This window comes from Micrococcus sp. UYEF5 (assembly GCF_040546065.1).
In the GTDB taxonomy this organism is placed as follows: Bacteria; Actinomycetota; Actinomycetes; order Actinomycetales; family Micrococcaceae; genus Micrococcus; species Micrococcus luteus.
Genome location: NZ_JBEPNB010000001.1, coordinates 39,894 through 61,742, shown reverse-complemented (window position 1 = coordinate 61,742; position 21,849 = coordinate 39,894). Strand labels below are relative to the sequence as shown.

The window sequence follows — 21,849 nt, the reverse complement described above, 5'->3', positions numbered from 1 at the left end:
GATGCCCCGTCCCCGCCAGAGGAGCACCCCATGACCACCGCCCCCGCCACCGCCGGCCGCGAGCGCCGGACGAGCGACGTCGTCGTGATCGGCGCCGGCCCGGCCGGCCTCATGGCCGCCCGCACCGCGAAGGCCCAGGGCCTGTCCGTCACCGTCCTGGAGGCTCGCCGGCGCGTCGGCGGCCGCACCTGGAACGGCCTGGTCGAGGGCGCCGACGGCAAGGACCACTTCATCGAGATCGGCGGCCAGTGGATCTCCCCGGACCAGACCCGCCTCATCTCCCTGGTGGAGGAGCTCGGCCTGCCGACGTTCTCCCGCTTCCGCGACGGTCGCAACGTCTACGTGGACCCGCGCGGAGAACGCCACGTCTACGACGGCCTCGACTTCCCGGTGGCCGAGAAGACGGACCGGGAGATGGATCGCCTGATCGCCAAGATCGACGAACTGACCGCCGAGATCGACGCCGCCGCCCCGTGGGAGCACCCGCGGGCCGCCGAGCTGGACAAGATCTCCTTCCGGCACTGGCTGGAGCAGCAGTCCGACGACCCGGAGGCCATCGACAACGTCTCCATCTACATCGCCTCCGGCATGCTGACCAAGCCCTCCCACACCTTCTCCCTGCTCCAGGCGCTGCTCATGTCCGCCTCGGCGGGGTCGTTCCGCAACCTGGTGGACGAGGACTTCATCCTGGACAAGCGCGTCGAGGGCGGCATGCAGTCCGTGTCCCTGGCCATGGCCGCCGAGCTGGGCGACGACGTCGTCCTCGGCCAGCCGGTGCGCACCCTGCGCTGGGCCGAGCCGGACCCGTCCACCGCGGACGAGAAGAACGGTGTGGCCGCAGACGTGCGCAACGGCGTGGCGCACGACGGCGCCGCCGGCGACGTCGTGGCGCTCACTGACGACTACGAGGTGCACGCCCGCTACGCGGTCCTGGCCGTCCCGCCGAACCTCTACAGCCGCATCTCCTTCGAGCCGCCGATGCCGCGCGAGCAGCAGATCGCGCACCAGCACATCTCCATGGGCCTGGTCATCAAGGTGCACGCCGTGTACGAGACCCCGTTCTGGCGCGAGGAGGGCCTGTCCGGCACGTGCTTCGGTGGGGGCCGTCTCGTCCAGGAGATCTATGACAACACCAACCGCGGCGAGAACCTGGCCGGTGGCGCCCCGGGCAAGGAGGACCCGCACGGCACCCTCGTCGGCTTCGTGTCCGACGTGTACGCGGAGCAGATGTGGGCCCTGCCGGAGGAGGAGCGCAAGGCCGCGATCCTCGGCGCCATGGCCGAGTACCTCGGCCCCCGGACCCTCGAGCCGATCGCGTTCTTCCTCTCGGACATGGCCGCCGAGGAGTGGACCCGAGGCGCCTACGCCACCAGCTACGACCTCGGCGGGCTCTCCCGCTGGGGCCACCTCCAGAACCGCCCGACCGGTCCCATCCACTACGCGTGCTCGGACATCGCAGCCGAGGGCTACCAGCACGTGGACGGCGCGATCCGCATGGGCGAGGCCGCCGCCCTGGCCATCGCCGAGCGGGAAGCCACCGACGCGGGGCAGCCCACCGGCTGACCGGCCCGACGGACAAGGACATCCTCATGAGCGCATCCACCCCACGACGCCGCGTCGTCGACAATGAGGGACACGAGCACGTGTACCCGACCACCTCCGCCATCGAGCAGGTCAACCTGCTCAACCCGGGCGGGGTGAGCAACAAGGGGCTCCAGGCCGGCAAGGTCGGCCTGCTCGGGGCGGTGGTGATCGGCGTCTCCGTCGTCGCCCCCGCCTACACGTTGACCTCGGGCCTCGGGCCGACCATCAGCACCGTCGGCACCCACGTGCCCGCGATCCTGCTGCTCGGCTTCATCCCGATGCTCCTGGTGGCCCTCGGCTACCGGGCGCTGAACACGCGGGTGCCGGACTCCGGCACGTCGTTCACCTGGGCCACGCACGCCTTCGGGCCGTATGTCGGGTGGATGGGCGGCTGGGGGCTCATCGCCGCCTCCGTGATCGTGCTGTCCAACCTGGCGGCCGTCGCCGTCGACTTCACGTTCCTGCTGCTCGCCCAGATCACCGGGAGCCAGGCCATCGCGGACCTGGCCGGCAACCTGTGGGTCAACATCCCCCTGACCCTGGTGTACCTGGCCCTGGCCGGATGGATCTCGCACCGCGGCATGGAGACCACCAAGCACCTGCAGTACATCCTGGTGGCCTTCCAGATCCTGGCCCTCGGTGCGTTCGCGGTCGCCGCCCTGACGCAGTCCTCCCGTGGCGCGGGCTTCGACCCCACCCCGGTGCAGCTGGACTGGTTCAACCCGTTCACCGCGGGCGACTTCAGTGTGGTCGCGGCCGGCGTCTCCCTGTCCATCTTCCTGTTCTGGGGCTGGGACGTGACCCTCACGATGAACGAGGAGACCAAGGACCCCGAGCGCACCCCCGGCCGGGCCGCCGCCGTCACCGTGTTCGTCATCATCGCCGTCTACATCCTGTCCGCCCTGGCCGTGATCTCCTGGGCGGGCATCGGCTCCGAGGGCCTGGGCGCGGGCAACCCGGACAACCAGGAGTCGATCTTCGCGGTCCTCGCCGGCCCGATCCTGGGCCCCTTTGCCGTGATCATGTCCAGCGCGATCCTCGTCAGCTCCCTGGCCTCCCTGCAGTCCACCATGGTCTCCCCGGCCCGCACCCTGCTGGCGATGGGCTTCTACCGGGCCGTACCCGCGCGCTTCGCCGAGCTGAGCCCCCGGTTCAACAGCCCGGCCTTCGCGACCTGGGTGTGCGCGGGCTTCGCCGGCCTCTTCTACGTCGTCACGCGGCTGCTCTCCGAGAACGCCCTGTGGGACACCATCACCGCTCTGGGCCTGATGATCTGCTTCTACTACGGCATCACCGCCCTGGCCTGCGTCTGGTACTTCCGCCGCGAGTGGTTCACCTCGGTGGGCAACGCCCTCACCACCTTCCTGTTCCCGCTGATCGGCGGCCTCGTGCTGCTGGTGATGTTCTGCGTGACCGCGATGGACTCCACCGACCCCGACTACGGCTCCGGCTCCTCCGTGTTCGGTGTCGGCACCGTGTTCATCCTGGGCATGGGCGTGCTGGCCATCGGCGTGGTACTGATGATGTGGACGCGGCTGCGCCACCCGGCCTACTTCCGTGGCGAGACCCTGCCGCAGACGGACTCGACCCGACCCATCCCGATCATCCGTCCGGACGACGACGGCACTGCCGTGGTCCGGGACCCCAACGAGAGGACCCACTCATGAGCACCCCCACCGGCTATCGCGTGCAGGACCCCAGCACCGACCAGGTCGTGGAGACCTTCCCCGCCCTCGCCGACGGTGAGGTCGACCAGGTGCTGGCCGCCGCCGAGACCGCCCAGCGCGCATGGGCCGCCCGCCCCATCGAGGAACGCGCCACCATCGTGCAGAAGGTCGCGGACCTCTTCGAGGAGCGCAAAGACGAGCTCGCGCAGATCATCGCCACCGAGATGGGCAAGCGCGTGACCGAGGGCGTCGAGGAGGCGGAGTTCAGCTCGGCCATCTTCGGCTACTTCGCGGACAAGGGCCCCACCCTCGCCGCGGACCGCCCCATGGAGACCTACGGGGGCGGCCGCGCCATGATCCGCCACCTGCCCCTGGGTGTGCTGCTGGGCGTCATGCCGTGGAACTTCCCGTACTACCAGATCGCCCGTTTCGCCGCGCCGAACCTCATGCTCGGCAACGCGATCGTGCTCAAGCACGCCGAGATCTGCCCGCGCTCGGCCCTGGCCGTGCAGCAGATCATGGACGACGCCGGCGTGCCGGCCGGCGTGTACACCAACGTGTTCGCCACGCACGACCAGATCGCCGAGTTCATCGCCGACCCGCGCGTGGCCGGCGTCTCCCTGACCGGCTCCGAGCGGGCCGGCTCCGTGATCGGCGCGCTCGCGGGCCAGCACCTCAAGAAGGCCGTCCTCGAGCTCGGCGGGTCGGACCCGTACATCGTGCTCGACGCCGAGGATCCGGCCGAGGCCGCCCGCACCGCGTGGGCGACCCGCATGTACAACATGGGCCAGGCCTGCAACTCCAACAAGCGCATGATCGTCTCGGCGGACATCCATGACGCCTTCGTGGCCGAGCTGGTGTCCCTGGCCGACGCCATGAAGCCCGGGGAGGCCGCCGACGAGGACCCGACGGTGTTCACCCCGCTGTCCTCGCGCGGTGCCGCCGAGGGCCTGGCCGAGCAGGTGGAGCGGGCCCGTCAGCAGGGCGCGACCGTCCACGTCGGCGGGACCGTCACGGACGAGGCGGGCGCCCGCTTCGCCCCGGCCGTGATCACGGGCGTCACCTCCGAGATGGACGCCTACCGCGAGGAGCTCTTCGGCCCCGTCGCCGTCGTCTACAAGGTGGAGTCCGCGGACGAGGCGCTCGCTCTCGCCAACGACTCCCAGTACGGCCTGGGCGGCGCCGTGTTCTCCCAGGACGAGGCTCAGGCCGAGCGGATCGCCCGGCAGCTCGAGGTCGGCATGGCCAACGTCAACACGCCGGCGGGAGAAGGGGCGGAGATCCCGTTCGGCGGCATCAAGCGCTCCGGCTTCGGCCGCGAGCTCGGCCCGCTCGGCATGGACGAGTTCGTCAACAAGCAGATGTACTTCGTCCAGGACTGACACCCCACGACGACGACGGGCCCGCCTCCGGTGACCGGAGGCGGGCCCGTCCGCGTCCCGCCGGCGTGGCGGGAGCGATGGGTCAGCGACGCGCCAGACGTTCCAGTAGACGCTCCTCTGCGTCCTCGCCCGGGGTTATCCCGCGCGGGATGCGGAAGAGGAAGACGAAGCCGAGCAGCCACCACAGGCCGAAGAAGGCATAGGCCATCGGGGCGATGGAGGCGGGCATCCCCGGGATGTAGAGGCTGAGCAGCCCCGCTGTGAGGATCACACCGGTCACGCCCAGCACTCGCCCGGCGGTCGCGCCGCCCGCGCGGAAGGGGCGGTCCATCTCCGGCTCGCGGCGGCGCAGGAGCAGGAACACGACGCAGACCATCATGTAGGTGAACACGATGGACGGGGAGCCGGAGTCCACGAACCAGCCCAGGGCGCCCGCGCCGAAGAACGGCGCCGCGATGGAGAGCACGCCGATGAACAGCACCGCGTTCGACGGGGTCCGGTACTTCGGGTGGATGTGTCCGAACCAGCGGGGCAGCATGCCCGAGACGCCCATCGCGTAGAGCAGGCGAGCCGCGCCCATGAGCAGGGCGATCCAGGAGGTGAGGATGCCGGCCAGGCCGCCCACGAGCAGCACGTTGGCCATGGCCGGGCTGTGGAACAGGGCCGCCATGGCGTCAGCCGTCACGAGGTCGGCGTTCACGAGCTGCTCACGGGGCATCGAGGACGCGTTCGTCAGGATCACCATGATGTACCAGAGGGTCGCGGCGGCCACCGAGACGATGATCATCACGCCCATGCGGCGAGGGGGCATGTTGAGCTCCTCGGCCGACTGAGGGATGACGTCGAAGCCCACGAAGAGGAACGGCACGACGACCATCACCGTGAAGAGGCCCCGGGCGTCCGTGAAGAGCGGCTCGAAGTTCGCGACGGAGCCACCCGTTCCGGCCCCGAACACCAGGAGTGCGCCGATGACGAGCAGCGTGGCGACGACGATCGTCTGCACGATGCCGGCCAGTTTGACGCCGATGTAGTTGATCCAGGTGATGACCACGGCGGCCCCGGCGCCGACCAGCGCCCAGACGAGGTAGACGTCCGAGCCGAAGGCGTTCCACAGCGGGATCGACTCGATCTCGGGCCAGATGTACGCGGTGGTGCGGGGGAGGGCGACGGCCTCGAACGCGACGATCGAGATGTATCCGCCCGTGATGCCCCACGAGCCGAGGAAGCTCCACCGCGCGCCCATGCCACGCAGCAGGAAGTGATGCTCGCCTCCGGCCTTCGGGATCGCTGCGACGAGCTCGGCGTACACCAGCGCGACGACGGTCATGATCAGGCCGCCGGAGACGATCGCGATGATCGAGCCCAAGGTGCCGGCGTTCTTGAGCCAGCCGCCCACGAGGACGACTCAGCCGAAGCCGATCATGGCGCCGAAGCCCATGGCGTAGGCGTCGAGCGACGAGAGGGTCTTCTTGAGACCCGGCCCTGTCTCGGGCGGGGAAGAGGTCACGTGGCTCATGGAGCCCCCTTTCTCGGGGGTGGGGGAGTGATGACCGCCATATTCTCCCCGATCGTCGGCCAGGGTCGTCTCCGTCGGCTGGGTGCCTACCGCACAGCGGGTTCTAGGCTGGCGCGCCCTTGTCCCTTCATCCGGGGCGTGGCCATCATGGATCGGATCCCCGTCGAGAACTGCAGAATCGAGAATGTCTGATGTACCCCACCCCGATGACCTTCGACGTGGCGCGTGCCGGCCGCGCTCTCGCCCAGGTCAGTGTCCGCACCCTGGCCACCGCGGCCGGCCTCGAGAAGGAGCAGCTGCGCCGCTTCGAGAAGGGGCTGGCCGACCTGCGGGTGGACGAGCGTCTGCGTCTGGAGAAGGCCCTGCGGAAGTACGGCGTCGGGCTGGTCCCGGAGGACGAGTTCGGCGGCACGGGGGTCCGCCGGATCTTCACCGCCGAGAAGTCCCGGCGCCTCGAGGCCATGGAGAACGAAGGCGGCCCCGCCTACGAGGACGACATCTGAGTCCTCTGCCGACAGGCGGACGGCCCCGCATCCCGGACGGGGATGCGGGGCCGTCGTCGTCGGTCCGCCGGTGGCGGGGGCTCAGGCGGACCGCAGCGCCTTCGTGACCTCGCTCAGGCCCTCCTTGAGGAGGTCCTCACCGATGGTCAGCGGCGGCAGGAAGCGGATGACGTTGCCGTAGGTGCCGCACGTGAGCAGGATGACGCCGGTGGCGCGCACGGCCGCGGCCACGGTGGCGGTCAGCGTCGCGTCCGGCTCGCCGGTGGCGGGGTCCACGAACTCGATCGCCATCATCGCGCCGCGGCCGCGGACCTCGGCGATGCGGTCGTCGGCGTTCTGCTCGAAGTGCTCGCGGATGACCTGCTCGATCCGGCGGGCCTTCTCCAGGAGACCGCCCTCCTCGACGGCCTCGAACACGGCGAGCGCCGCCGCCGTGGCGACGGGGTTGCCCCCGTAGGTGCCCCCGAGGCCGCCCGGGTGCACGGAGTCCATCACCTCGGCGCGGCCGGTGACGCCGGAGAGCGGCATGCCGCCGGCGATGCCCTTGGCGGTCGCCATCAGGTCCGGCTCGATGCCCTCGGTCTCGGAGGCGAACCAGGTGCCGGTGCGGGCGATGCCGGACTGGACCTCATCCGCGATGAACAGGACGCCGTTGGCCTTGCACCACTCGACCACGGCCGGCAGGAAGCCCTCGGCCGGGACGATGAAGCCGCCCTCGCCCTGGACCGGCTCCATGATCACGGCGGCCAGGTTGTCGGCGCCGATCTGCTTCTCCAGCGCGGAGATGGCACGCTGCGCGGCCTCGGCGCCGGACAGGCCGTCGCGCAGCGGGTAGGAGCCGGGCACGCGGTAGATCTCGGGGGCGAACGGTCCGAAGCTGTGCTTGTAGGGCATGGACTTGGCGGTGAGCGCCATCGTCAGGGTGGTGCGGCCGTGATAGGCGTGGTCGAACGCGGCCACGGCCTGCTTGCCGGTGTAGGCGCGGGCCACCTTGACGGCGTTCTCCACGGCCTCGGCGCCGGAGTTGAACAGGGCGGTGCGGGTCTCGCCGGGGATCGGGCTGGTGCGGTCCAGCTGCTCGGCCACGGCCACGTAGCCCTCGTAGGGCGTGATCATGAACGAGGTGTGGGTGAACCGCGCGACCTGCTCCTGGACGGCGGCCACGACGCGCGGGTGGGAGGCGCCCACGGAGGTCACGGCGATGCCGGAGGCCAGGTCGATCAGCCGGTTGCCGTCCACGTCCTCGAGGATGCCGCCCGCGGCGCGGGCCGCGTACACCGGCATGGTGGTGGCCACGCCGGCCGGGACGGCACGCTGCTGGCGCTCGGCGAGCTCACGGGAGCGAGGGCCGGGCAGCTCGGTGGCCAGATGGCGGGTCTGCTCGAGGTCGGGGGTGGCGGTCATGGGGGTGCCTCCTGGGGACGGCTCACGGGGAGCGGGGACGACGGGTGGGCACGACAACGACGCGTCGGGCCGCGTCCTCCCATGGTGGGGCGTTGAGTCCATGCCGTCCAGTGATCATCTGGCATGGCGGCTATGCTCATCCGGCATGGAGGAGAAACTGCTCCGGGCCTTCGTCACGGTGGCCGAGGTCGGCACGGTCTCGGGGGCGGCGATCCGCCTGGATCTCGTGCAGTCCGCGCTCAGTCGGCAGCTGCAGCGGCTGCAGCGTGAGCTGCGCCTGCCCCTGTTCGCCCGGGTCAGCGGCCGGCTCGAGCTGACGACGGCCGGCGAGGCGTTCCTCCCGGTGGCGCGCGAGGTTCTCGTCGCCCATCGACGGGCGGAGCAGGCGGCCCGCGCGCTCGCCTCCGGGCGGCTCACGGACGTGGCCGTGGCCGCACCGGGCACCACCCTCATCGACGTCGTGCTGCCGTTCGTGGCCACCTTCGGCGAGGAGGACCCGCGCCCGCGCGTGGCGGAGACCCAGCTCGACGACTCGCTGCTCGACGCCGTCGCGCGGCACGACCTCGTGGTGATGCCGACGGTGCCGCCTCCCTCCGTCGCGTCGCTGCCGCTGATGGACCTGCCGGTCTGGGCGTACGTCGCCCCGGGCCACCCCTGGGCAGGCCGGACGCGGGTGTCCCTCGACGACCTCGTGGCCCAGCCCGTCGTCGCGCCCGCCCGCACCTTCATGGCGCGGCGCGTCCTCGACGGCGCCGTGGCCGTGGCGGGCCTCACGCCACCGGCCCTCGTCGAGGCGAACTCCGGGCGGGTGGCCCAGGCCCTGGTCGCGACGGGGGCGGGCGTCGCCGTCGTCACCGAGGACCCGGCCTTCGAGCTGACGCCGGTGCGGGTCATCGCGCAGGGGCGGGCGCTCGCGGTGCGACTGCACGCGGCATGGCGGGAGGATCACTTCGCCGCCGCGACGCTGGAGGCGATCGCCCGTCGGCTGCAGGCCTTCGTCTGGGACCGCTATGCCGAGCCCGGGGATGCGGCGTCCCACATGAAGAGTGAGTGAATTCTGCGGCTGCGGCCAGGCGGCGCTCACCAGATGCACATGTGGCAGATAGGATCGACGTGTCCGTGACCCACGTCACCTGCACTCACTCGGGGTGACACCACGCCCGCACCGCCGAACCGGAGGACCCCATGTCCCTGCAGTTCCCCGCCCGCCTGTCCGCCGCCGCCCTCGGTGCAGCCGTCCTCGTCGGCGTCGCCGCCGCCCCGGCCCACGCCGCCACCTGGACGCCCGAGCACGGCACCCCGTCCGGCACGTTCGTCAGCGCGGACGACGACCTGATGGAGTTCGTCCTCTACGACAACTTCGCGACCGAGGACATCCGTGCCGTCGTCGTCACCGCGTCGGGGGAGGAGACCGAGATCCAGGTCGACTTCATCACCGAGGACGACATGGGCGCCGTGTTCATGCACGACATCGAGCAGGTCCTCGGCGGCGACCTGGCGCAGCCCTACGAGGTGCACGTCTACGGCGCCGGCCAGCTCGCCTTCGGCGCGGCCTTCGCCGCCGACGGCACCATGACCCCGATCGAGGCCGAGGAGTTCATCCCGTTCGAGGACTGGGCCGAGGTCGCCACGTGGCGGGTCTACACGGACCAGAACGCGACCGTCGTCGAGTCCCTCGTGACCGAGGACGGCGGCGTGCCGAGCCCGATCGACGCCGAGCTCACCGTGGCGCCGAAGCACGGGACCGTCGAGATCGGCGGGACCTCCTTCGGCTACACCCCGGAGAAGGACTTCCTCGGGACCGACACCTTCACCGTGGTGATGACCGCGAACGGCGTCACCCGGACGGTCGAGTTCACCGTGGAGGTGCTCGACCTGCCGGGCGACTCCACGCCCACCCCGATCGACCCGGCGCCGGCCCCCGAGCCGCAGCCGGAGCCGGAGCCGGCTCCGGAACCCGAGCCCGCCCCCGAGCCGGCTCCGGAACCCGAGCCCGCCCCGGAGGAGCCGGTCGATCCGGCCCCCGCCCCCGAGGAGCCCGCCGAGCCCGAGCAGCCGGCCGAACCGGTCGTCGACGAGGGCGAGCCCGCGGCCCCGGCTCCCGAGCAGCCGGCCGAGGACGGCCACACCGTCCCGGACACGGTCGAGACCGGCAACGGCTCCGCGTGGGGCCTGGCCGCCATCGGCGCCCTGGCCGCCGGCGTTCTGGTGCGCCTGCGCCGCACCTTCGGCCTGGCCTGAGCCCGCACCGAGGCGGCCGGGGCGCACCCGCGTCCCGGTCGCCTCGGCCATCCCGAACGGACGACGCGCCGGGCCGAGGCCGGAGCGCGTGAGACCATGCCGTCGTCGGACGCGGCCCCGGGCGGGCCGCGTCGATGCACACGAGGGGAGAACCCGGATGAACACCACCGTCCGACGCGCCCTGTGGGTGGTCCTGGTGCTGCTGTGCCTGGGACTCGTGTTCCTCGCGCTGCGCGGGGTGCTGGCGGTCGGCGCCGTGCCGATCAGCGCCGCCCCCACCCTCAGCGCCACGGCGTCCGCGACCCCGTCGCCGTCGCCGTCGCCGTCCTCGGCACGCTTCACGCCCAGCCCCGCAACGACGGCCACCCCGACCCCGACGCCGAGCCCGTCCTCGGCGTCACCCACGCGGGAGGCGGCGGTTCCCGTCGAGACCCAGGAGCTCGCCGGCACACCCACGCCGTCCGAGGAGCCGACCCCCACCGAGGAGCCGGCGCCGTCCGAGGAGCCGGCACCGTCCGAGGAGCCGACCCCCGCCGCGGCCGCCCACCTCTCCGGCCCCGCCGCCCCGTGGGACGAGGTCACGGCGACGCCCGTGCACGTGGACGTCCACCAGGACGGCGAGCAGATCGTCGGAGCGGGGATCGACCTCACGCAGTTGGATGAGGGCGGCGACCTGGACCCGGAGCCACAGACGGTCGGCTGGTACGGCCCGCCGCAGTGGGGCACCACGCCGGGGGAGCGGTCCCGGTACGCGGGGGTCCTGGCCGGGCACGTCGTCTACCACGGCGTGCGGGACGTGTTCTGGAACCTGGGCGACGTGCGCGCGGGTGCCGTCGTCGTGGTGACATACGACGACGGCACGCAGGCCGCCTTCGAGGCGGACGCGGACGCGGTCTCGATGGAGAAGGAGGCGCTCACCCAGGATCCGTCGCACCGCTGGGCATGGGAGCCCGGGGGCGACGACGCGAAGGTCACGCTGATCACGTGCGACCTCGTGCCGGGCACCGGGATGGCCGGGAACGCCTTCAACAACTGGGTGGTGCAGGCCACCCGCGTCGCCTGAGGCCGCGGCGACCCCGGGGCCGGGAGGCCGGAGGGGTACCCTGGGGAGGCCGGGGCGGCCGACCGCGTCGGACCGCCCTTGACCCCGTGACCGGGTGACGACCGCCGAGAGGACCTGCGCCCATGAGCCGAGCCGACATCGCCCCCGCCCGCGTGCACCCCCGCCGCTGGAGCGTGGCCGTCGGAGGGGCGCTCCTGAGCATCACCCTGGCCACCGGCGGCTGCAGCGTCGCCGAGGAGCCCGGACAGACCGGTGGCACGGAGGCGGGGAACACCTACCTGGAGGGCGTGCTGGCCAGCCCCAGCCAGACGTCCGCCGACCCGCTCGCGGCGGACATCCAGTTCGCGGGTCTGCTGCTGCGCAACCACCGCGACGCGATCCAGCAGTCCGATCAGGTGCTGGGCAAGGACGGCGTGGACCAGGAGATCCGGGCCACCGCCGAACGGATGAAGTCCGAGCACGAGGAGCGGGCGGGCCGGCTCGAGTCGATGCTCGAGGGCTGGGGCGTCCCCTCGGATGACGTGCGCGGTGCGGGTGCCGAGGCGACCCCGTCTGCGCAGCCCGAGTCCACGGAGGACGCGGAGCCGGCGGAGATCGTGGGCGACGAGCTGCGCGCCGGACTCCTGTCCGACCGGGAGAAGAACGTGCTGGCCGCCGCCGAGCCGGAGGAGGCAGGACGGATCTACCTGCTCCAGATGCGCCGCCTCTATCAGGGCGCGCTGACGATCTCCGCCACGGAGGCGGAGGACGGCTCGGACGACGCGGCGAAGGAGCTGGCCTCCAGCGTGGTCGAGGGCCACCGCAAGGAGCTGGAGAGCTTGGCCGCGACGCTCGCGGAGATGGGCGTGATCGGGTCGAGCGGGGCGCGCACGGCGGAACCGTCCGGGTTCACCGGCCCCATCAAGATCGAGGGCACCGGCGCCGACGGCGGCTCCGTCCCCTCGGACTTCGTCCCGGAGCCGCTGCAGCGGGTGCGCAACTTCCGCGCCACCCAGAAGCCGGTGCTGCCGTCGTCGAGCTCGCCCAGTTCCTCCAGCGCGTCGGGCTCCGCCAGCGCGTCCGGCCGGGACGCCGAGGACCAGCGGGGGCGGGACACCGCATCGGCGAGCCCGTCGCCCAGCCCGGCCGACACGGCGCAGGCCACCCCGCGCCCCTCCTCCGGGGCAAGCCCCTCGCCCAGCGCATCCCGCTGACACACCGGCCGGCCGGGCGGCCCGATCCGCATCGCGCGTCGCCGTGACCGAGTCGATAGCGCTTCGTCACCGGATGGTGACCCGCCTCACGTCCGTGCGGCGTAGATTCGTGCCGACGCGGCGAGTGCGGCATCCGGTCGACCTCGGGCGTCCGAGCCGGAGAACCCTTCGGCCCGTCGCAGCACCGCACCCCTGGAGGAGCACGATGCGCACCGCCCGACCGACCCGCCTTGCCGCCGCCCTGGGCGCCGGCGTCCTTCTCACCGGCCTGGGGGCGACCCCTGCCCTCGCCTCACCCGCCCACCCCGCTGGATGGACCGCCGAGCACGGCCTGCCCGGCGGATCCTTCCTCGTGGCCGGCGCGGAGGGTGAGACCGGTGCCTCCTTCGGCACCGAGTTCGAGGTGGACGAGTCCGACGTCCGCCTGACGGTGGCTCCGGTGCTGGAGGGGGAGGCCCGCGGCGCCGAGACCGAGGTCCCGTTCACGTACGACGACGAGTTGGAGCGCGGTGACTTCGACGTCGCCGCGGCCCGGCGGAGCCTGGGCGAGTCGGGGACCGGTCCCGTCGTCTACACCCTCTACGTCCTGGGCGGCGAGGTGGCCGCCCTCACCTACGGTCCGGACGCCGACCTCACCGACGCTGACCCGGGCGAGCCGCTGCGCGCCGACCAGCGTCATGAGCTCGGCTTCCACATGCTCCCCACCGCCTGGGACACCACCCTGCTCGCGGCGCCGGGGGAGCGACACGTGTTCATCTCCTCGTACACGGGCGATGAGGCGGCGCCGCTGACGCTCGTCGCGGGCCCGGCCGAGGGTCGGGTCGTCGAGGTGACGGAGGAGGAGACCGGCGGGCCGCGCGGCTACGTGTACCAGGCGCCCGAGGGCTTCACCGGATCCGACACCGTCACCCTGCGGGCCACGAGGGACGGCGTGACGACGACGCGGACGGTGACCGTGCGGTTCGGCGATCCCCGCGTGGACCTCTACGACTGGGAGAACGGGCGGATCCCGGGGTTCGTGACCTTCCCCGTGGCCGGCCCGTTCGACGACGCTCCGGGCCAGCCGGCCGATCCCGACACTCCCACCTCGCCGGCGGAGCCCGAGACCCCTGCGGATCCGGCCGACGGCGAGCACACGGTGCCGGACACGGTCGAGACCGGGCGTGGTCCGGCGGCGTGGCCCGTCGCCGTCGCGGTGCTGGCCGCGGGCGTCCTGGCCGTGGTGCGCCGGCACCGCGTCGCGGCCTGACCGCGCCGGTCAGTGGGGCGCGAGCAGCGCGCTCTTCTCCGGGTGCTCGTCGAACCACTGGGCGACGTACCAGCACATCGGCACGATGCGGCGGCCCCCTGCGGGGCCGCCGTTCGTCGCGATGTCCTCGACGGCGCCCGCGGTCAGCGCGGCGGCGTGGCCCCGGCCGCGGTGCACCGGGATGGTGAACGCGCGGTTCAGGGAGACGGCCGCGCCGTTGTCCCGGAAGTCGAGGACGGCGAGCAGTGTGCCGCCGTCGTGGAGCTCGTAGCGGGACTCGGCGTCATTGCGGGTGACGGTGGGGGAGGTGCTCATGCCGGGGCAACCCCCGGTGGTCACGGGGTATTCCGACGCCGGCCGGCGGCGGGCTCCTACATGTAGTGGTCCGCGGGGGCCGGACACGCCGCTCGCGGACGTGGCGAACCCGACTTTCCGGCTGTGGGAACCCGGCCCCGAGATCTCCACCGGCTGTGGACAGTCGACCTCGGTCCCGGCGTGTCCCGCATGTCCGCGCGGATCGTCTCGCACAGCAGGGTGTGGACAGGATGGGCAGAGGGTGGGGATACGTAACTACAGCGGTGTGACTACTACATGTAGGGATGGTTCCCGGCTGTGATCACTAGATGTAGTATCGACGCAGATGTTCGGCACGCCCCGTGATTCACCTCGCGGGCGCCGCGCCGACACCCGCAGACCACCAGAGACCACGAAGGAACAGGGATCGCCATGACCGTCACCGTGTACACCAAGCCGGCCTGCGTGCAGTGCAACGCCACCTACCGTGCACTGGACAAGAAGGGCATCGCCTACGAGGTCGTGGACATGTCCCAGGACCCCGCCGCCCTCGAGCGCGTCCGTGCCCTCGGCTTCATGCAGGCCCCCGTCGTCGTCACCGAGACCGACTCCTGGTCCGGCTTCCGCCCGGACAAGATCGCCGAGCTCGCCGAGTCCGCCGCGGCATCGGTGGCCTGACCGGAGTCGACATGACCGTCGCCGCGGACCCGAGCCACATCCGCTCGGCCGAGGCGCAGGGGCTCGTCCCCACCGACGCGGGACTGATCTACTTCTCCTCCGCCTCCAACTACACGCACCGCTTCGTCGAGAAGCTCGAGCTGCCCGAGGACCGGGTGGCTCGACTGCCGTTGATCACCCGGGAGCCCACCCTCGGGGCCACCGCCCCGTACGTCCTGATGACCCCCACCTACGGCGGGGGCAGCGGGCCGGGCGCGGTCCCGAAGCAGGTGATCAAGTTCCTCAACGTCCCGGAGAACCGTCACTGGATTCGGGGTGTGATCGCGTCCGGGAACACCAACTTCCATGAGGGCTACTGCCTGGCCGGCTACATCATCTCCCGCAAGTGCCAGGTGCCCCTCATGTACAAATTCGAGCTGATGGGCACGCCCGACGACGTCGAACGCGTCCGCGGCGGCCTGGAAGGACTGTGGACATGACCACCACCGCACCCACCGAGGCGGACCTCATCCGCCAGGCGAAGAACATGCCCGCCGAGTGGCAGAACCTCGGCTACCACGAGCTCAACGCCATGCTGAACCTCTACGGCGCCGACGGTCGCATCCAGTTCGAGGCCGACCACGCGGCCGCGCGCCAGTACTTCCTGCAGCACGTCAACACCAACACGGTGTTCTTCCACGACCTGGAGGAGAAGCTCGACTACCTGCAGAAGAACGACTACTACGAGACCGAGACGTTCGAGCAGTACCCCTTCGAGTTCATCCGGGGCCTGTTCGATCGTGCCTACAAGGCCAAGTTCCGCTTCCCGACCTTCCTCGGCGCGTTCAAGTTCTACACCTCGTACGCCCTGAAGACCTTCGACGGCAAGCGCTACCTCGAGCGCTACGAGGACCGCGTCGCCGTCGTCGCCCTCCACCTGGCCCGGGGCGACCAGGAGCTGGCCACCCACCTGGTGGACGAGATGATCGCCGGCCGCTTCCAGCCGGCCACCCCCACCTTCCTCAACTCGGGCAAGAAGCAGCGCGGCGAGCTCGTCTCCTGCTTCCTGCTGCGCATCGAGGACAACATGGAGTCGATCGCCCGCGGCATCAACTCCGCCCTGCAGCTGTCCAAGCGCGGCGGCGGCGTGGCCCTCTCGCTGACCAACATCCGCGAGCACGGCGCGCCCATCAAGCAGATCGAGAACCAGTCCTCCGGCGTCATCCCCGTGATGAAGCTCCTCGAGGACTCCTTCTCCTACGCCAACCAGCTCGGCGCGCGCCAGGGCGCCGGCGCGGTGTACCTCAACGCGCACCACCCGGACATCCACCGCTTCCTCGACACCAAGCGCGAGAACGCGGACGAGAAGATCCGCATCAAGACCCTCTCCCTCGGCGTCGTGATCCCGGACATCACGTTCCAGCTGGCGAAGAAGAACGAGGACATGTACCTGTTCTCGCCGTACGACGTCGAGCGCGTCTACGGGGTGCCGTTCTCCGAGATCTCCGTGACCGAGAAGTACTACGAGATGGTCGACGACGCGCGGATCAAGAAGACCAAGATCAACGCGCGCGAGTTCTTCCAGACCATCGCCGAGATCCAGTTCGAGTCCGGCTACCCGTACGTCGTGTTCGAGGACACCGTGAACGCCGCGAACCCGATCAAGGGCCGCATCACCATGTCCAACCTGTGCTCCGAGATCCTGCAGGTCTCCGAGGCCTCCGAGTACAACGAGGACCTGAGCTACGCCCACGTGGGCCAGGACATCTCCTGCAACCTCGGCTCGATGAACATCGCCAAGACCATGGACTCGCCGGACTTCGGCCGGTCCGTGGAGACCGCGATCCGTGCGCTGACGGCCGTGTCGGTCATGTCCGACATCCAGTCGGTGCCGTCCATCGCCAAGGGCAACGCGGCCTCCCACGCCATCGGCCTGGGGCAGATGAACCTCCACGGCTACCTGGCGCGCGAGCGCGTCCACTACGGCTCGGAGGAGGGCATCGACTTCACGAACATGTACTTCTACGCGGTGCTGTTCCACGCGCTGCGGGCCTCGAACCGGATCGCCATCGAGACCGGCCAGCGGTTCGGCGGGTTCGAGGACTCGAAGTACGCCTCGGGGGAGTTCTTCGACAAGTACACGGACCAGGAGTGGGCGCCCGCCACCGAGCGCGTCGCCGAGCTGTTCGTCGAGGCCGGCATCGCCCTGCCCACGCAGGACGACTGGCGTGAGCTGAAGGCCTCCGTCATGGAGCACGGCATCTTCAACCGCAACCTGCAGGCCGTCCCGCCGACGGGCTCGATCTCCTACATCAACAACTCGACCTCCTCGATCCACCCGGTGGCCTCGAAGATCGAGATCCGCAAGGAGGGCAAGCTCGGCCGCGTGTACTACCCGGCGCCGTACCTCACCAACGAGAACCTCGAGTACTACGAGGACGCGTACGAGATCGGCTACGAGAAGATCATCGACACGTACGCCGCGGCGACGCAGCACGTGGACCAGGGCCTGTCCCTGACGCTGTTCTTCAAGGACACGGCCACCACCCGTGACCTGAACCGCGCGCAGATCTACGCGTGGACGAAGGGCATCAAGACGATCTACTACATCCGCCTGCGCCAGCTCGCGCTGGAGGGCACCGAGGTCGAGGGCTGCGTCAGCTGCATGCTCTGACAGCCAGCCCTTCGAGGCGGGAAATCCGGCGTATTCCGCGCTTCTGAGCGCAGGTGCGCTCGATTTCCCGCCGCGAAGTGGGGCGGCGCGCCTGGCCGGGCGGGGCGGGCCCACGACGTCGTGAGCCCGGACCCGCCCGAGTGGCTGCCGCTGCCCCTGCGGGCCTAGACTGTCCCGGACCCGCGCCCCGATGACCGTGCTCCCGAGAGCCCCCGGAATCCGCGGATTCTCAACGAATTCTTCTGAAGGATGTGCCCTGCCGTGACCGAGACCCAGCAGTCCCACCTCGTCGAGGCGATCAACTGGAACCGCATTCAGGACGAGAAGGACGTGGAGGTGTGGAACCGCCTCGTCAACAACTTCTGGCTGCCGGAGAAGGTGCCGCTGTCCAACGACGTCCAGTCCTGGTCCCACCTCACGGACGAGGAGCGACTGCTCTCCATGCGCGTGTTCACGGGCCTGACGCTGCTGGACACGATCCAGGGCACCGTGGGCGCCGTCTCCCTCATCCCGGACGCCATGACCCCGCACGAGGAGGCCGTCCTCACGAACATCGCGTTCATGGAGTCGGTGCACGCGAAGTCGTACTCCTCGATCTTCTCCACGCTGGCCTCCACCCCGGAGATCGACGAGGCGTTCCGCTGGTCCCGTGAGAACCGGAACCTGCAGGCCAAGGCCGGCCTGATCGTGGAGCGCTATGACGGCCAGGACCCGTACAAGAAGAAGATCGCCTCCACCCTGCTCGAGTCCTTCCTCTTCTACTCGGGCTTCTACTGGCCCATGTACCTCTCCGCGCACGCCCGCCTCACCAACACCGCCGACCTGATCCGCCTGATCATCCGCGACGAGGCCGTGCACGGGTACTACATCGGCTACAAGTACCAGCGGAGCATCGAGACCCTGCCGGAGGAGAAGCGGGAGGAGCTCAAGGCCTTCACCTTCGAGCTGCTGTTCGAGCTGTACGAGAACGAGGTCGAGTACACCCATGACCTCTACGACGCCCTCGGCCTGGCCGAGGACGTGAAGAAGTTCCTGCACTACAACGCGAACAAGGCGCTGATGAACCTGGGCTACGAGCCCATGTTCCCGGCCGAGACCACGAACGTGAACCCCGCCATCCTCTCCGCGCTCTCCCCGAACTCGGACGAGAACCACGACTTCTTCTCCGGCTCCGGCTCCTCCTACGTGATCGGCAAGGCCGAGAACACCGAGGACGAGGACTGGGACTTCTGATCCCGTCCGCCTGAGCCCCGTCCCGACGACGGCCGGTCGCCTCCCCGCGGAGGCGCCCGGCCGTCGTCGTCTCGCGGGGGCATCACACGTCGGCCCCGGGCCCCGCAGTATGACGCTGCGCGTCACCGCCCTGCCCGATGGAGCGCACACGCTGCGATAGGCTTGGGCCCAGCTTCAGGAGAAGCGGCTGTGGACCCCGCCTCGGCGGGTCCACGTGGTCCCACGACGAGCCGCTCGCCAACCCCATGTTCACGGGTGGCAACGGACCGAGAAGCGGCCCGCCTCCGCTGCGTGCAGACCCCTCGAGGGGAGCCCGCGGTGACTGGGGGACGGGCAAGAGCAGCGTTCGAAAGGATCCCGGCCTCCGGCTCGGGGCGTCTCTCGCCCCCCGCCCGCCGTGCTGTGCCCCGCGGGGAATCACCCACCGCACGGCCCACCCCGCACCGTTCCGCACCCGCCGTGCCCACCCGCGCCGGCGACGTCGCACCGTCCTCCAAGGAGAACCCCATGACGACCCCCTCGAACATCTCCCGCCGCTCCTTCGCCGGCCTGTCCTTGGCCGCCGTCGGCGCGTTCGCCCTGACCGCCTGCAACTCGCAGGCCGAGAAGAAGGGCGACGACGGCGCCCAGACCGTGCGCATCGGCGTCGTGTCCGAGAACGAGACGCACCGCGCCCTGGTGAAGCTCGCCAAGGAGAAGCACGGCATCGACGTCGAGATCCGCAACTTCACCGAGTACACGCAGCCGAACCCGGCGCTGGACAACGGCGACATCGACATGAACTGGTTCCAGCACATCGCCTACCTGGCCGACTACAACCAGGCCTCCGGCAAGGACCTGACGCTGATCGGGACCACCGAGATCATCCCGCTGCCCCTGTACTCCAAGAAGTACAAAGACGTCTCCGAGTTCAAGAAGGGCGACACCGTCGCCATCCCGAACGACACCGTGAACCAGGCCCGCGCCATCAACGTGCTCGTCGCCGCCGGCCTGTTGAAGCTGTCCAACGAGACCATCCGCCCGGAGGTCCGCGACATCGACGAGGCCGCCTCCACCGTGACGGTGCAGCCCGTGGCCGCGCAGCAGACCGTGAACGCGCTCGAGTCCGTGCAGGGCGCGGTCATCAACAACACGTTCTCGGCCGACGCCGGCATCGACACGAACACCGCCCTGTTCAAGGACGACCCCCAGGCCGACTCCGCCAAGCCGTTCGTCAACGGCTTCGCCGTGCGCCGCGCGGACCGCGAGAACGAGACCTACAAGAAGGTCGCGGCCCTGTACCACGAGCAGGCCGTGCTGGACGAGTCCGCGAAGCTCTCCTCCGACACGAGCGTGCCGGTGCAGCTCGACGCCGCCCAGATCGACGAGACCCTGAAGCAGTACCAGGACGCGATCGCGAAGCAGGACGCCTGATCCATGGCAGGTTCCCATACGTCCGACCGTGACGCGGTCACCCCGGGGCGCCACTCTGAGGGCGCCCCGGGGGAGCCGGTCATCGTCTTCGACCACGTCAGCCGCGTCTACGCCGCCAAGAAGGGCCGCGGCGTCACGGCCGTGGACGACGTCTCGCTCTCCGTGCGACGCGGCGAGGTCTTCGGCGTGATCGGCTTCTCCGGCGCCGGCAAGTCCACCCTGATCCGCATGATCAACGGGCTGGAGAAGCCGACGTCGGGCACCGTCACGGTGCTGGGCCAGCAGGTCTCCCACCTGTCCGAGGCGAAGCTGCGTCCGCTGCGCACCCGCATCGGCATGGTGTTCCAGCAGTTCAACCTGCTGACCTCCCGCACGGTGGCCGGGAACATCGAGTTCGCCCTGGACACGGCCGGCTGGCCACGCTCCAAGCGCCGCGCTCGCGTGGCGGAGCTGCTCGAGTTCGTCGGCCTGGCGGACAAGGCCAAGCACTACCCGGAGCAGCTCTCGGGCGGCCAGAAGCAGCGCGTCGGCATCGCCCGCGCCCTGGCCGCCGAGCCGGAGATCCTGCTCGCGGACGAGGCCACCAGCGCCCTGGATCCCTCGACGACGCACGAGGTGCTCTCCGTGCTGCGCCGCGTCAACGAGGAGCTCGGGGTCACGATCGTGGCCATCACCCACGAGATGGAGGTCATCCGCTCGATCGCCGACCGCGTCGCCGTGATGGACACCGGCCGCGTGGTGGAGTCCGGCAAGGTCTACGACCTCTTCTCCCGGCCCGCCCACTCCGCCGACGCCGCGTCCTTCGTGGCCACGGCGCTCAAGGATCGGCCGAATGCCGAGGAGGTGGCCCGCATCCGGGCGCGCACCGAGGGCCGGCTGATCATGGTCTCGCTCAAGGACGCCGCCGCGGTGTCGGCCGTGCTCGGCACCGCGTCGACGCGCGGCGTCAGCTTCGAGATCGCCCACGGCGGCATGTCCGCCACCAAGGACTCCGCGTACGGCCTGCTCACCGTGGCGCTCACGGGTGAGCCCGCCGCGGTGGACGCGTTCGTCGCGGACCTGGCCGGCGCCGGGGACGTGCAGGAGGTGCAGCAGTGATCGACCGTTTCCAGAACCTCGACTGGGGGTACTACGGCCCCGAGCTCCTGACCGCCGTGGGGGACACCCTCTACATGGTCGGCTGGGCGTTCGTCATCGGCGGCGTCCTCGGCCTGCTGGTCGGGCTCGTCCTCTACACCACGCGCCCGGGCGGCATCTTCGCCAACCGCGCCGTCTACCTGGTCACGAACTTCATCGTGAACCTCATCCGGCCCATCCCGTTCGTCATCCTCATCGCCGCCCTGCAGCCGCTGACCATCGCGACGCTCGGCACCGGCATCGGCAACACCGCCGTGGTGTTCTGCATGATCTGGGCGTCCACGTTCGGCATCGCCCGCATCGTGGAGCAGAACCTCGTCTCCCTCGACCCCGGCGTGATCGAGGCCGCCCGCGCGATGGGCGCCTCCCGCATGCGGATCGTGCGCACCGTGGTGCTGCCCGAGGCCCTCGGCCCGCTGATCCTCGGCTTCACGTTCGTGATCATCTCGCTCGTGGACATGTCCGCCATGGCGGGCATCATCGGCGGCGGTGGCGTCGGCAACTTCGCCATCGTGGAGGGCTACAACCGGTTCCGTCCGGAGGTCACCTGGCTGGCCGTGATCGTGGTGATCGTGTTCGTCCAGGCGCTGCAGCTGATCGGCAACGGCATCGCCCGCAAGGTCATGCGCCGCTGAACCC

Annotated in this window: 19 protein-coding genes; 16 read left to right on the top strand and 3 right to left on the bottom strand. The window is 70.6% G+C overall.

Annotation, left to right across the window (positions count from 1 at the left end):
• The first annotated feature begins 30 nt into the window (after positions 1–30).
• The 3 genes from ABIB16_RS00300 to ABIB16_RS00290 are packed head-to-tail and all read left to right on the top strand — an operon-like array spanning position 31 to position 4,633.
• A complete protein-coding gene (locus ABIB16_RS00300) occupies positions 31–1,563 on the top strand; it encodes a flavin monoamine oxidase family protein (protein WP_041103003.1) in 1,533 nt (510 codons plus the stop codon).
• A 26-nt stretch (positions 1,564–1,589) separates the two neighbouring features.
• Complete coding sequence (locus tag ABIB16_RS00295; protein ID WP_036316957.1) at positions 1,590–3,251, top strand: APC family permease; 1,662 nt, start codon at positions 1,590–1,592, stop codon at positions 3,249–3,251.
• Positions 3,248–4,633: an NAD-dependent succinate-semialdehyde dehydrogenase gene (locus tag ABIB16_RS00290; protein ID WP_354435971.1), complete on the top strand. Its 1,386-nt coding sequence runs from the start codon at positions 3,248–3,250 to the stop codon at positions 4,631–4,633. Before ABIB16_RS00295 ends, ABIB16_RS00290 begins: the two co-directional genes overlap by 4 nt.
• Positions 4,634–4,715: 82 nt before the next feature.
• Here ABIB16_RS00290 and ABIB16_RS00285 read toward each other — a convergent pair whose 3' ends face one another.
• Entirely contained in the window at positions 4,716–6,029 is a 1,314-nt protein-coding gene (locus ABIB16_RS00285) for an APC family permease (RefSeq protein ID WP_238692760.1), read from the bottom strand.
• Positions 6,030–6,340: 311 nt separating this feature from the next.
• Between ABIB16_RS00285 and ABIB16_RS00280 the strand changes: the two genes are divergently transcribed.
• Entirely contained in the window at positions 6,341–6,652 is a 312-nt protein-coding gene (locus tag ABIB16_RS00280; RefSeq protein ID WP_127435145.1) for a hypothetical protein, read from the top strand.
• An 81-nt stretch (positions 6,653–6,733) separates the two neighbouring features.
• Here the strand turns inward: ABIB16_RS00280 and gabT are convergent, their stop codons facing one another.
• Positions 6,734–8,056, bottom strand: coding sequence for a 4-aminobutyrate--2-oxoglutarate transaminase (gabT, locus tag ABIB16_RS00275; protein WP_127435146.1), 1,323 nt, complete (start codon positions 8,054–8,056; stop codon positions 6,734–6,736).
• 145 nt (positions 8,057–8,201) lie between these two features.
• On the opposite strand from gabT, the gene ABIB16_RS00270 reads away from it, so the two are divergent.
• From ABIB16_RS00270 to ABIB16_RS00250, 5 genes are all read left to right on the top strand, one after another.
• Complete coding sequence (locus ABIB16_RS00270) at positions 8,202–9,110, top strand: LysR family transcriptional regulator (RefSeq protein WP_127435147.1); 909 nt, start codon at positions 8,202–8,204, stop codon at positions 9,108–9,110.
• Positions 9,111–9,241: 131 nt separating this feature from the next.
• Entirely contained in the window at positions 9,242–10,297 is a 1,056-nt protein-coding gene (locus ABIB16_RS00265) for an Ig-like domain-containing protein (protein WP_354403022.1), read from the top strand.
• Positions 10,298–10,454: 157 nt separating this feature from the next.
• Complete coding sequence (locus tag ABIB16_RS00260; protein ID WP_134377145.1) at positions 10,455–11,360, top strand: class F sortase; 906 nt, start codon at positions 10,455–10,457, stop codon at positions 11,358–11,360.
• A 122-nt stretch (positions 11,361–11,482) separates the two neighbouring features.
• Positions 11,483–12,553 carry a DUF305 domain-containing protein gene (locus tag ABIB16_RS00255; protein WP_036338927.1) on the top strand — a complete coding sequence of 357 codons (1,071 nt, stop codon included), beginning with the start codon at positions 11,483–11,485 and terminating at the stop codon, positions 12,551–12,553.
• 205 nt (positions 12,554–12,758) lie between these two features.
• Positions 12,759–13,802: a hypothetical protein gene (locus tag ABIB16_RS00250; protein WP_036338930.1), complete on the top strand. Its 1,044-nt coding sequence runs from the start codon at positions 12,759–12,761 to the stop codon at positions 13,800–13,802.
• A gap of 9 nt (positions 13,803–13,811) precedes the next feature.
• On the opposite strand, the gene ABIB16_RS00245 is transcribed toward ABIB16_RS00250, so the two are convergent.
• Positions 13,812–14,117, bottom strand: a complete 306-nt coding sequence (locus ABIB16_RS00245; RefSeq protein ID WP_095354181.1) for a GNAT family N-acetyltransferase — start codon at positions 14,115–14,117, stop codon at positions 13,812–13,814.
• A gap of 411 nt (positions 14,118–14,528) precedes the next feature.
• Between ABIB16_RS00245 and nrdH the strand changes: the two genes are divergently transcribed.
• From nrdH to ABIB16_RS00210, 7 genes are all read left to right on the top strand, one after another.
• On the top strand, positions 14,529–14,774 hold the full coding sequence (gene nrdH / locus ABIB16_RS00240; RefSeq protein ID WP_036313172.1) for a glutaredoxin-like protein NrdH: 246 nt from the start codon (positions 14,529–14,531) through the stop codon (positions 14,772–14,774).
• 11 nt (positions 14,775–14,785) lie between these two features.
• Positions 14,786–15,253, top strand: a complete 468-nt coding sequence (gene nrdI / locus ABIB16_RS00235; protein ID WP_004167610.1) for a class Ib ribonucleoside-diphosphate reductase assembly flavoprotein NrdI — start codon at positions 14,786–14,788, stop codon at positions 15,251–15,253.
• Positions 15,254–15,300: 47 nt separating this feature from the next.
• A complete protein-coding gene (nrdE, locus tag ABIB16_RS00230) occupies positions 15,301–17,427 on the top strand; it encodes a class 1b ribonucleoside-diphosphate reductase subunit alpha (RefSeq protein WP_502915445.1) in 2,127 nt (708 codons plus the stop codon).
• Between the two features lie 249 nt (positions 17,428–17,676).
• Complete coding sequence (gene nrdF / locus ABIB16_RS00225; protein WP_239074567.1) at positions 17,677–18,660, top strand: class 1b ribonucleoside-diphosphate reductase subunit beta; 984 nt, start codon at positions 17,677–17,679, stop codon at positions 18,658–18,660.
• A gap of 507 nt (positions 18,661–19,167) precedes the next feature.
• Positions 19,168–20,073 carry a MetQ/NlpA family ABC transporter substrate-binding protein gene (locus ABIB16_RS00220; RefSeq protein ID WP_123244148.1) on the top strand — a complete coding sequence of 302 codons (906 nt, stop codon included), beginning with the start codon at positions 19,168–19,170 and terminating at the stop codon, positions 20,071–20,073.
• Between the two features lie 3 nt (positions 20,074–20,076).
• Positions 20,077–21,171: a methionine ABC transporter ATP-binding protein gene (locus ABIB16_RS00215; protein WP_134377146.1), complete on the top strand. Its 1,095-nt coding sequence runs from the start codon at positions 20,077–20,079 to the stop codon at positions 21,169–21,171.
• Positions 21,168–21,845, top strand: coding sequence for a methionine ABC transporter permease (locus tag ABIB16_RS00210; protein WP_134377147.1), 678 nt, complete (start codon positions 21,168–21,170; stop codon positions 21,843–21,845). The genes ABIB16_RS00215 and ABIB16_RS00210 overlap by 4 nt, the downstream gene beginning before the upstream one ends.
• The last annotated feature ends 4 nt before the right edge of the window (positions 21,846–21,849 follow it).

What these genes read in the sequence shown, in the direction of transcription:
- ABIB16_RS00250 (WP_036338930.1), top strand. Translation starts at nt 12,759, where the DNA reads ATGCGCACCGCCCGACCGACCCGCCTTGCCGCCGCCCTGGGCGCCGGC.
- nrdI (WP_004167610.1), top strand. Translation starts at nt 14,786, where the DNA reads ATGACCGTCGCCGCGGACCCGAGCCACATCCGCTCGGCCGAGGCGCAG.
- ABIB16_RS00265 (WP_354403022.1), top strand. Translation starts at nt 9,242, where the DNA reads ATGTCCCTGCAGTTCCCCGCCCGCCTGTCCGCCGCCGCCCTCGGTGCA.
- nrdF (WP_239074567.1), top strand. Translation starts at nt 17,677, where the DNA reads ATGTGCCCTGCCGTGACCGAGACCCAGCAGTCCCACCTCGTCGAGGCG.
- ABIB16_RS00270 (WP_127435147.1), top strand. Translation starts at nt 8,202, where the DNA reads ATGGAGGAGAAACTGCTCCGGGCCTTCGTCACGGTGGCCGAGGTCGGC.
- ABIB16_RS00220 (WP_123244148.1), top strand. Translation starts at nt 19,168, where the DNA reads ATGACGACCCCCTCGAACATCTCCCGCCGCTCCTTCGCCGGCCTGTCC.
- nrdH (WP_036313172.1), top strand. Translation starts at nt 14,529, where the DNA reads ATGACCGTCACCGTGTACACCAAGCCGGCCTGCGTGCAGTGCAACGCC.
- gabT (WP_127435146.1), bottom strand. Translation starts at nt 8,056, where the DNA reads ATGACCGCCACCCCCGACCTCGAGCAGACCCGCCATCTGGCCACCGAG.
- ABIB16_RS00255 (WP_036338927.1), top strand. Translation starts at nt 11,483, where the DNA reads ATGAGCCGAGCCGACATCGCCCCCGCCCGCGTGCACCCCCGCCGCTGG.
- ABIB16_RS00245 (WP_095354181.1), bottom strand. Translation starts at nt 14,117, where the DNA reads ATGAGCACCTCCCCCACCGTCACCCGCAATGACGCCGAGTCCCGCTAC.
- ABIB16_RS00215 (WP_134377146.1), top strand. Translation starts at nt 20,077, where the DNA reads ATGGCAGGTTCCCATACGTCCGACCGTGACGCGGTCACCCCGGGGCGC.
- ABIB16_RS00300 (WP_041103003.1), top strand. Translation starts at nt 31, where the DNA reads ATGACCACCGCCCCCGCCACCGCCGGCCGCGAGCGCCGGACGAGCGAC.
- ABIB16_RS00260 (WP_134377145.1), top strand. Translation starts at nt 10,455, where the DNA reads ATGAACACCACCGTCCGACGCGCCCTGTGGGTGGTCCTGGTGCTGCTG.
- ABIB16_RS00280 (WP_127435145.1), top strand. Translation starts at nt 6,341, where the DNA reads ATGTACCCCACCCCGATGACCTTCGACGTGGCGCGTGCCGGCCGCGCT.
- nrdE (WP_502915445.1), top strand. Translation starts at nt 15,301, where the DNA reads ATGCCCGCCGAGTGGCAGAACCTCGGCTACCACGAGCTCAACGCCATG.
- ABIB16_RS00290 (WP_354435971.1), top strand. Translation starts at nt 3,248, where the DNA reads ATGAGCACCCCCACCGGCTATCGCGTGCAGGACCCCAGCACCGACCAG.
- ABIB16_RS00295 (WP_036316957.1), top strand. Translation starts at nt 1,590, where the DNA reads ATGAGCGCATCCACCCCACGACGCCGCGTCGTCGACAATGAGGGACAC.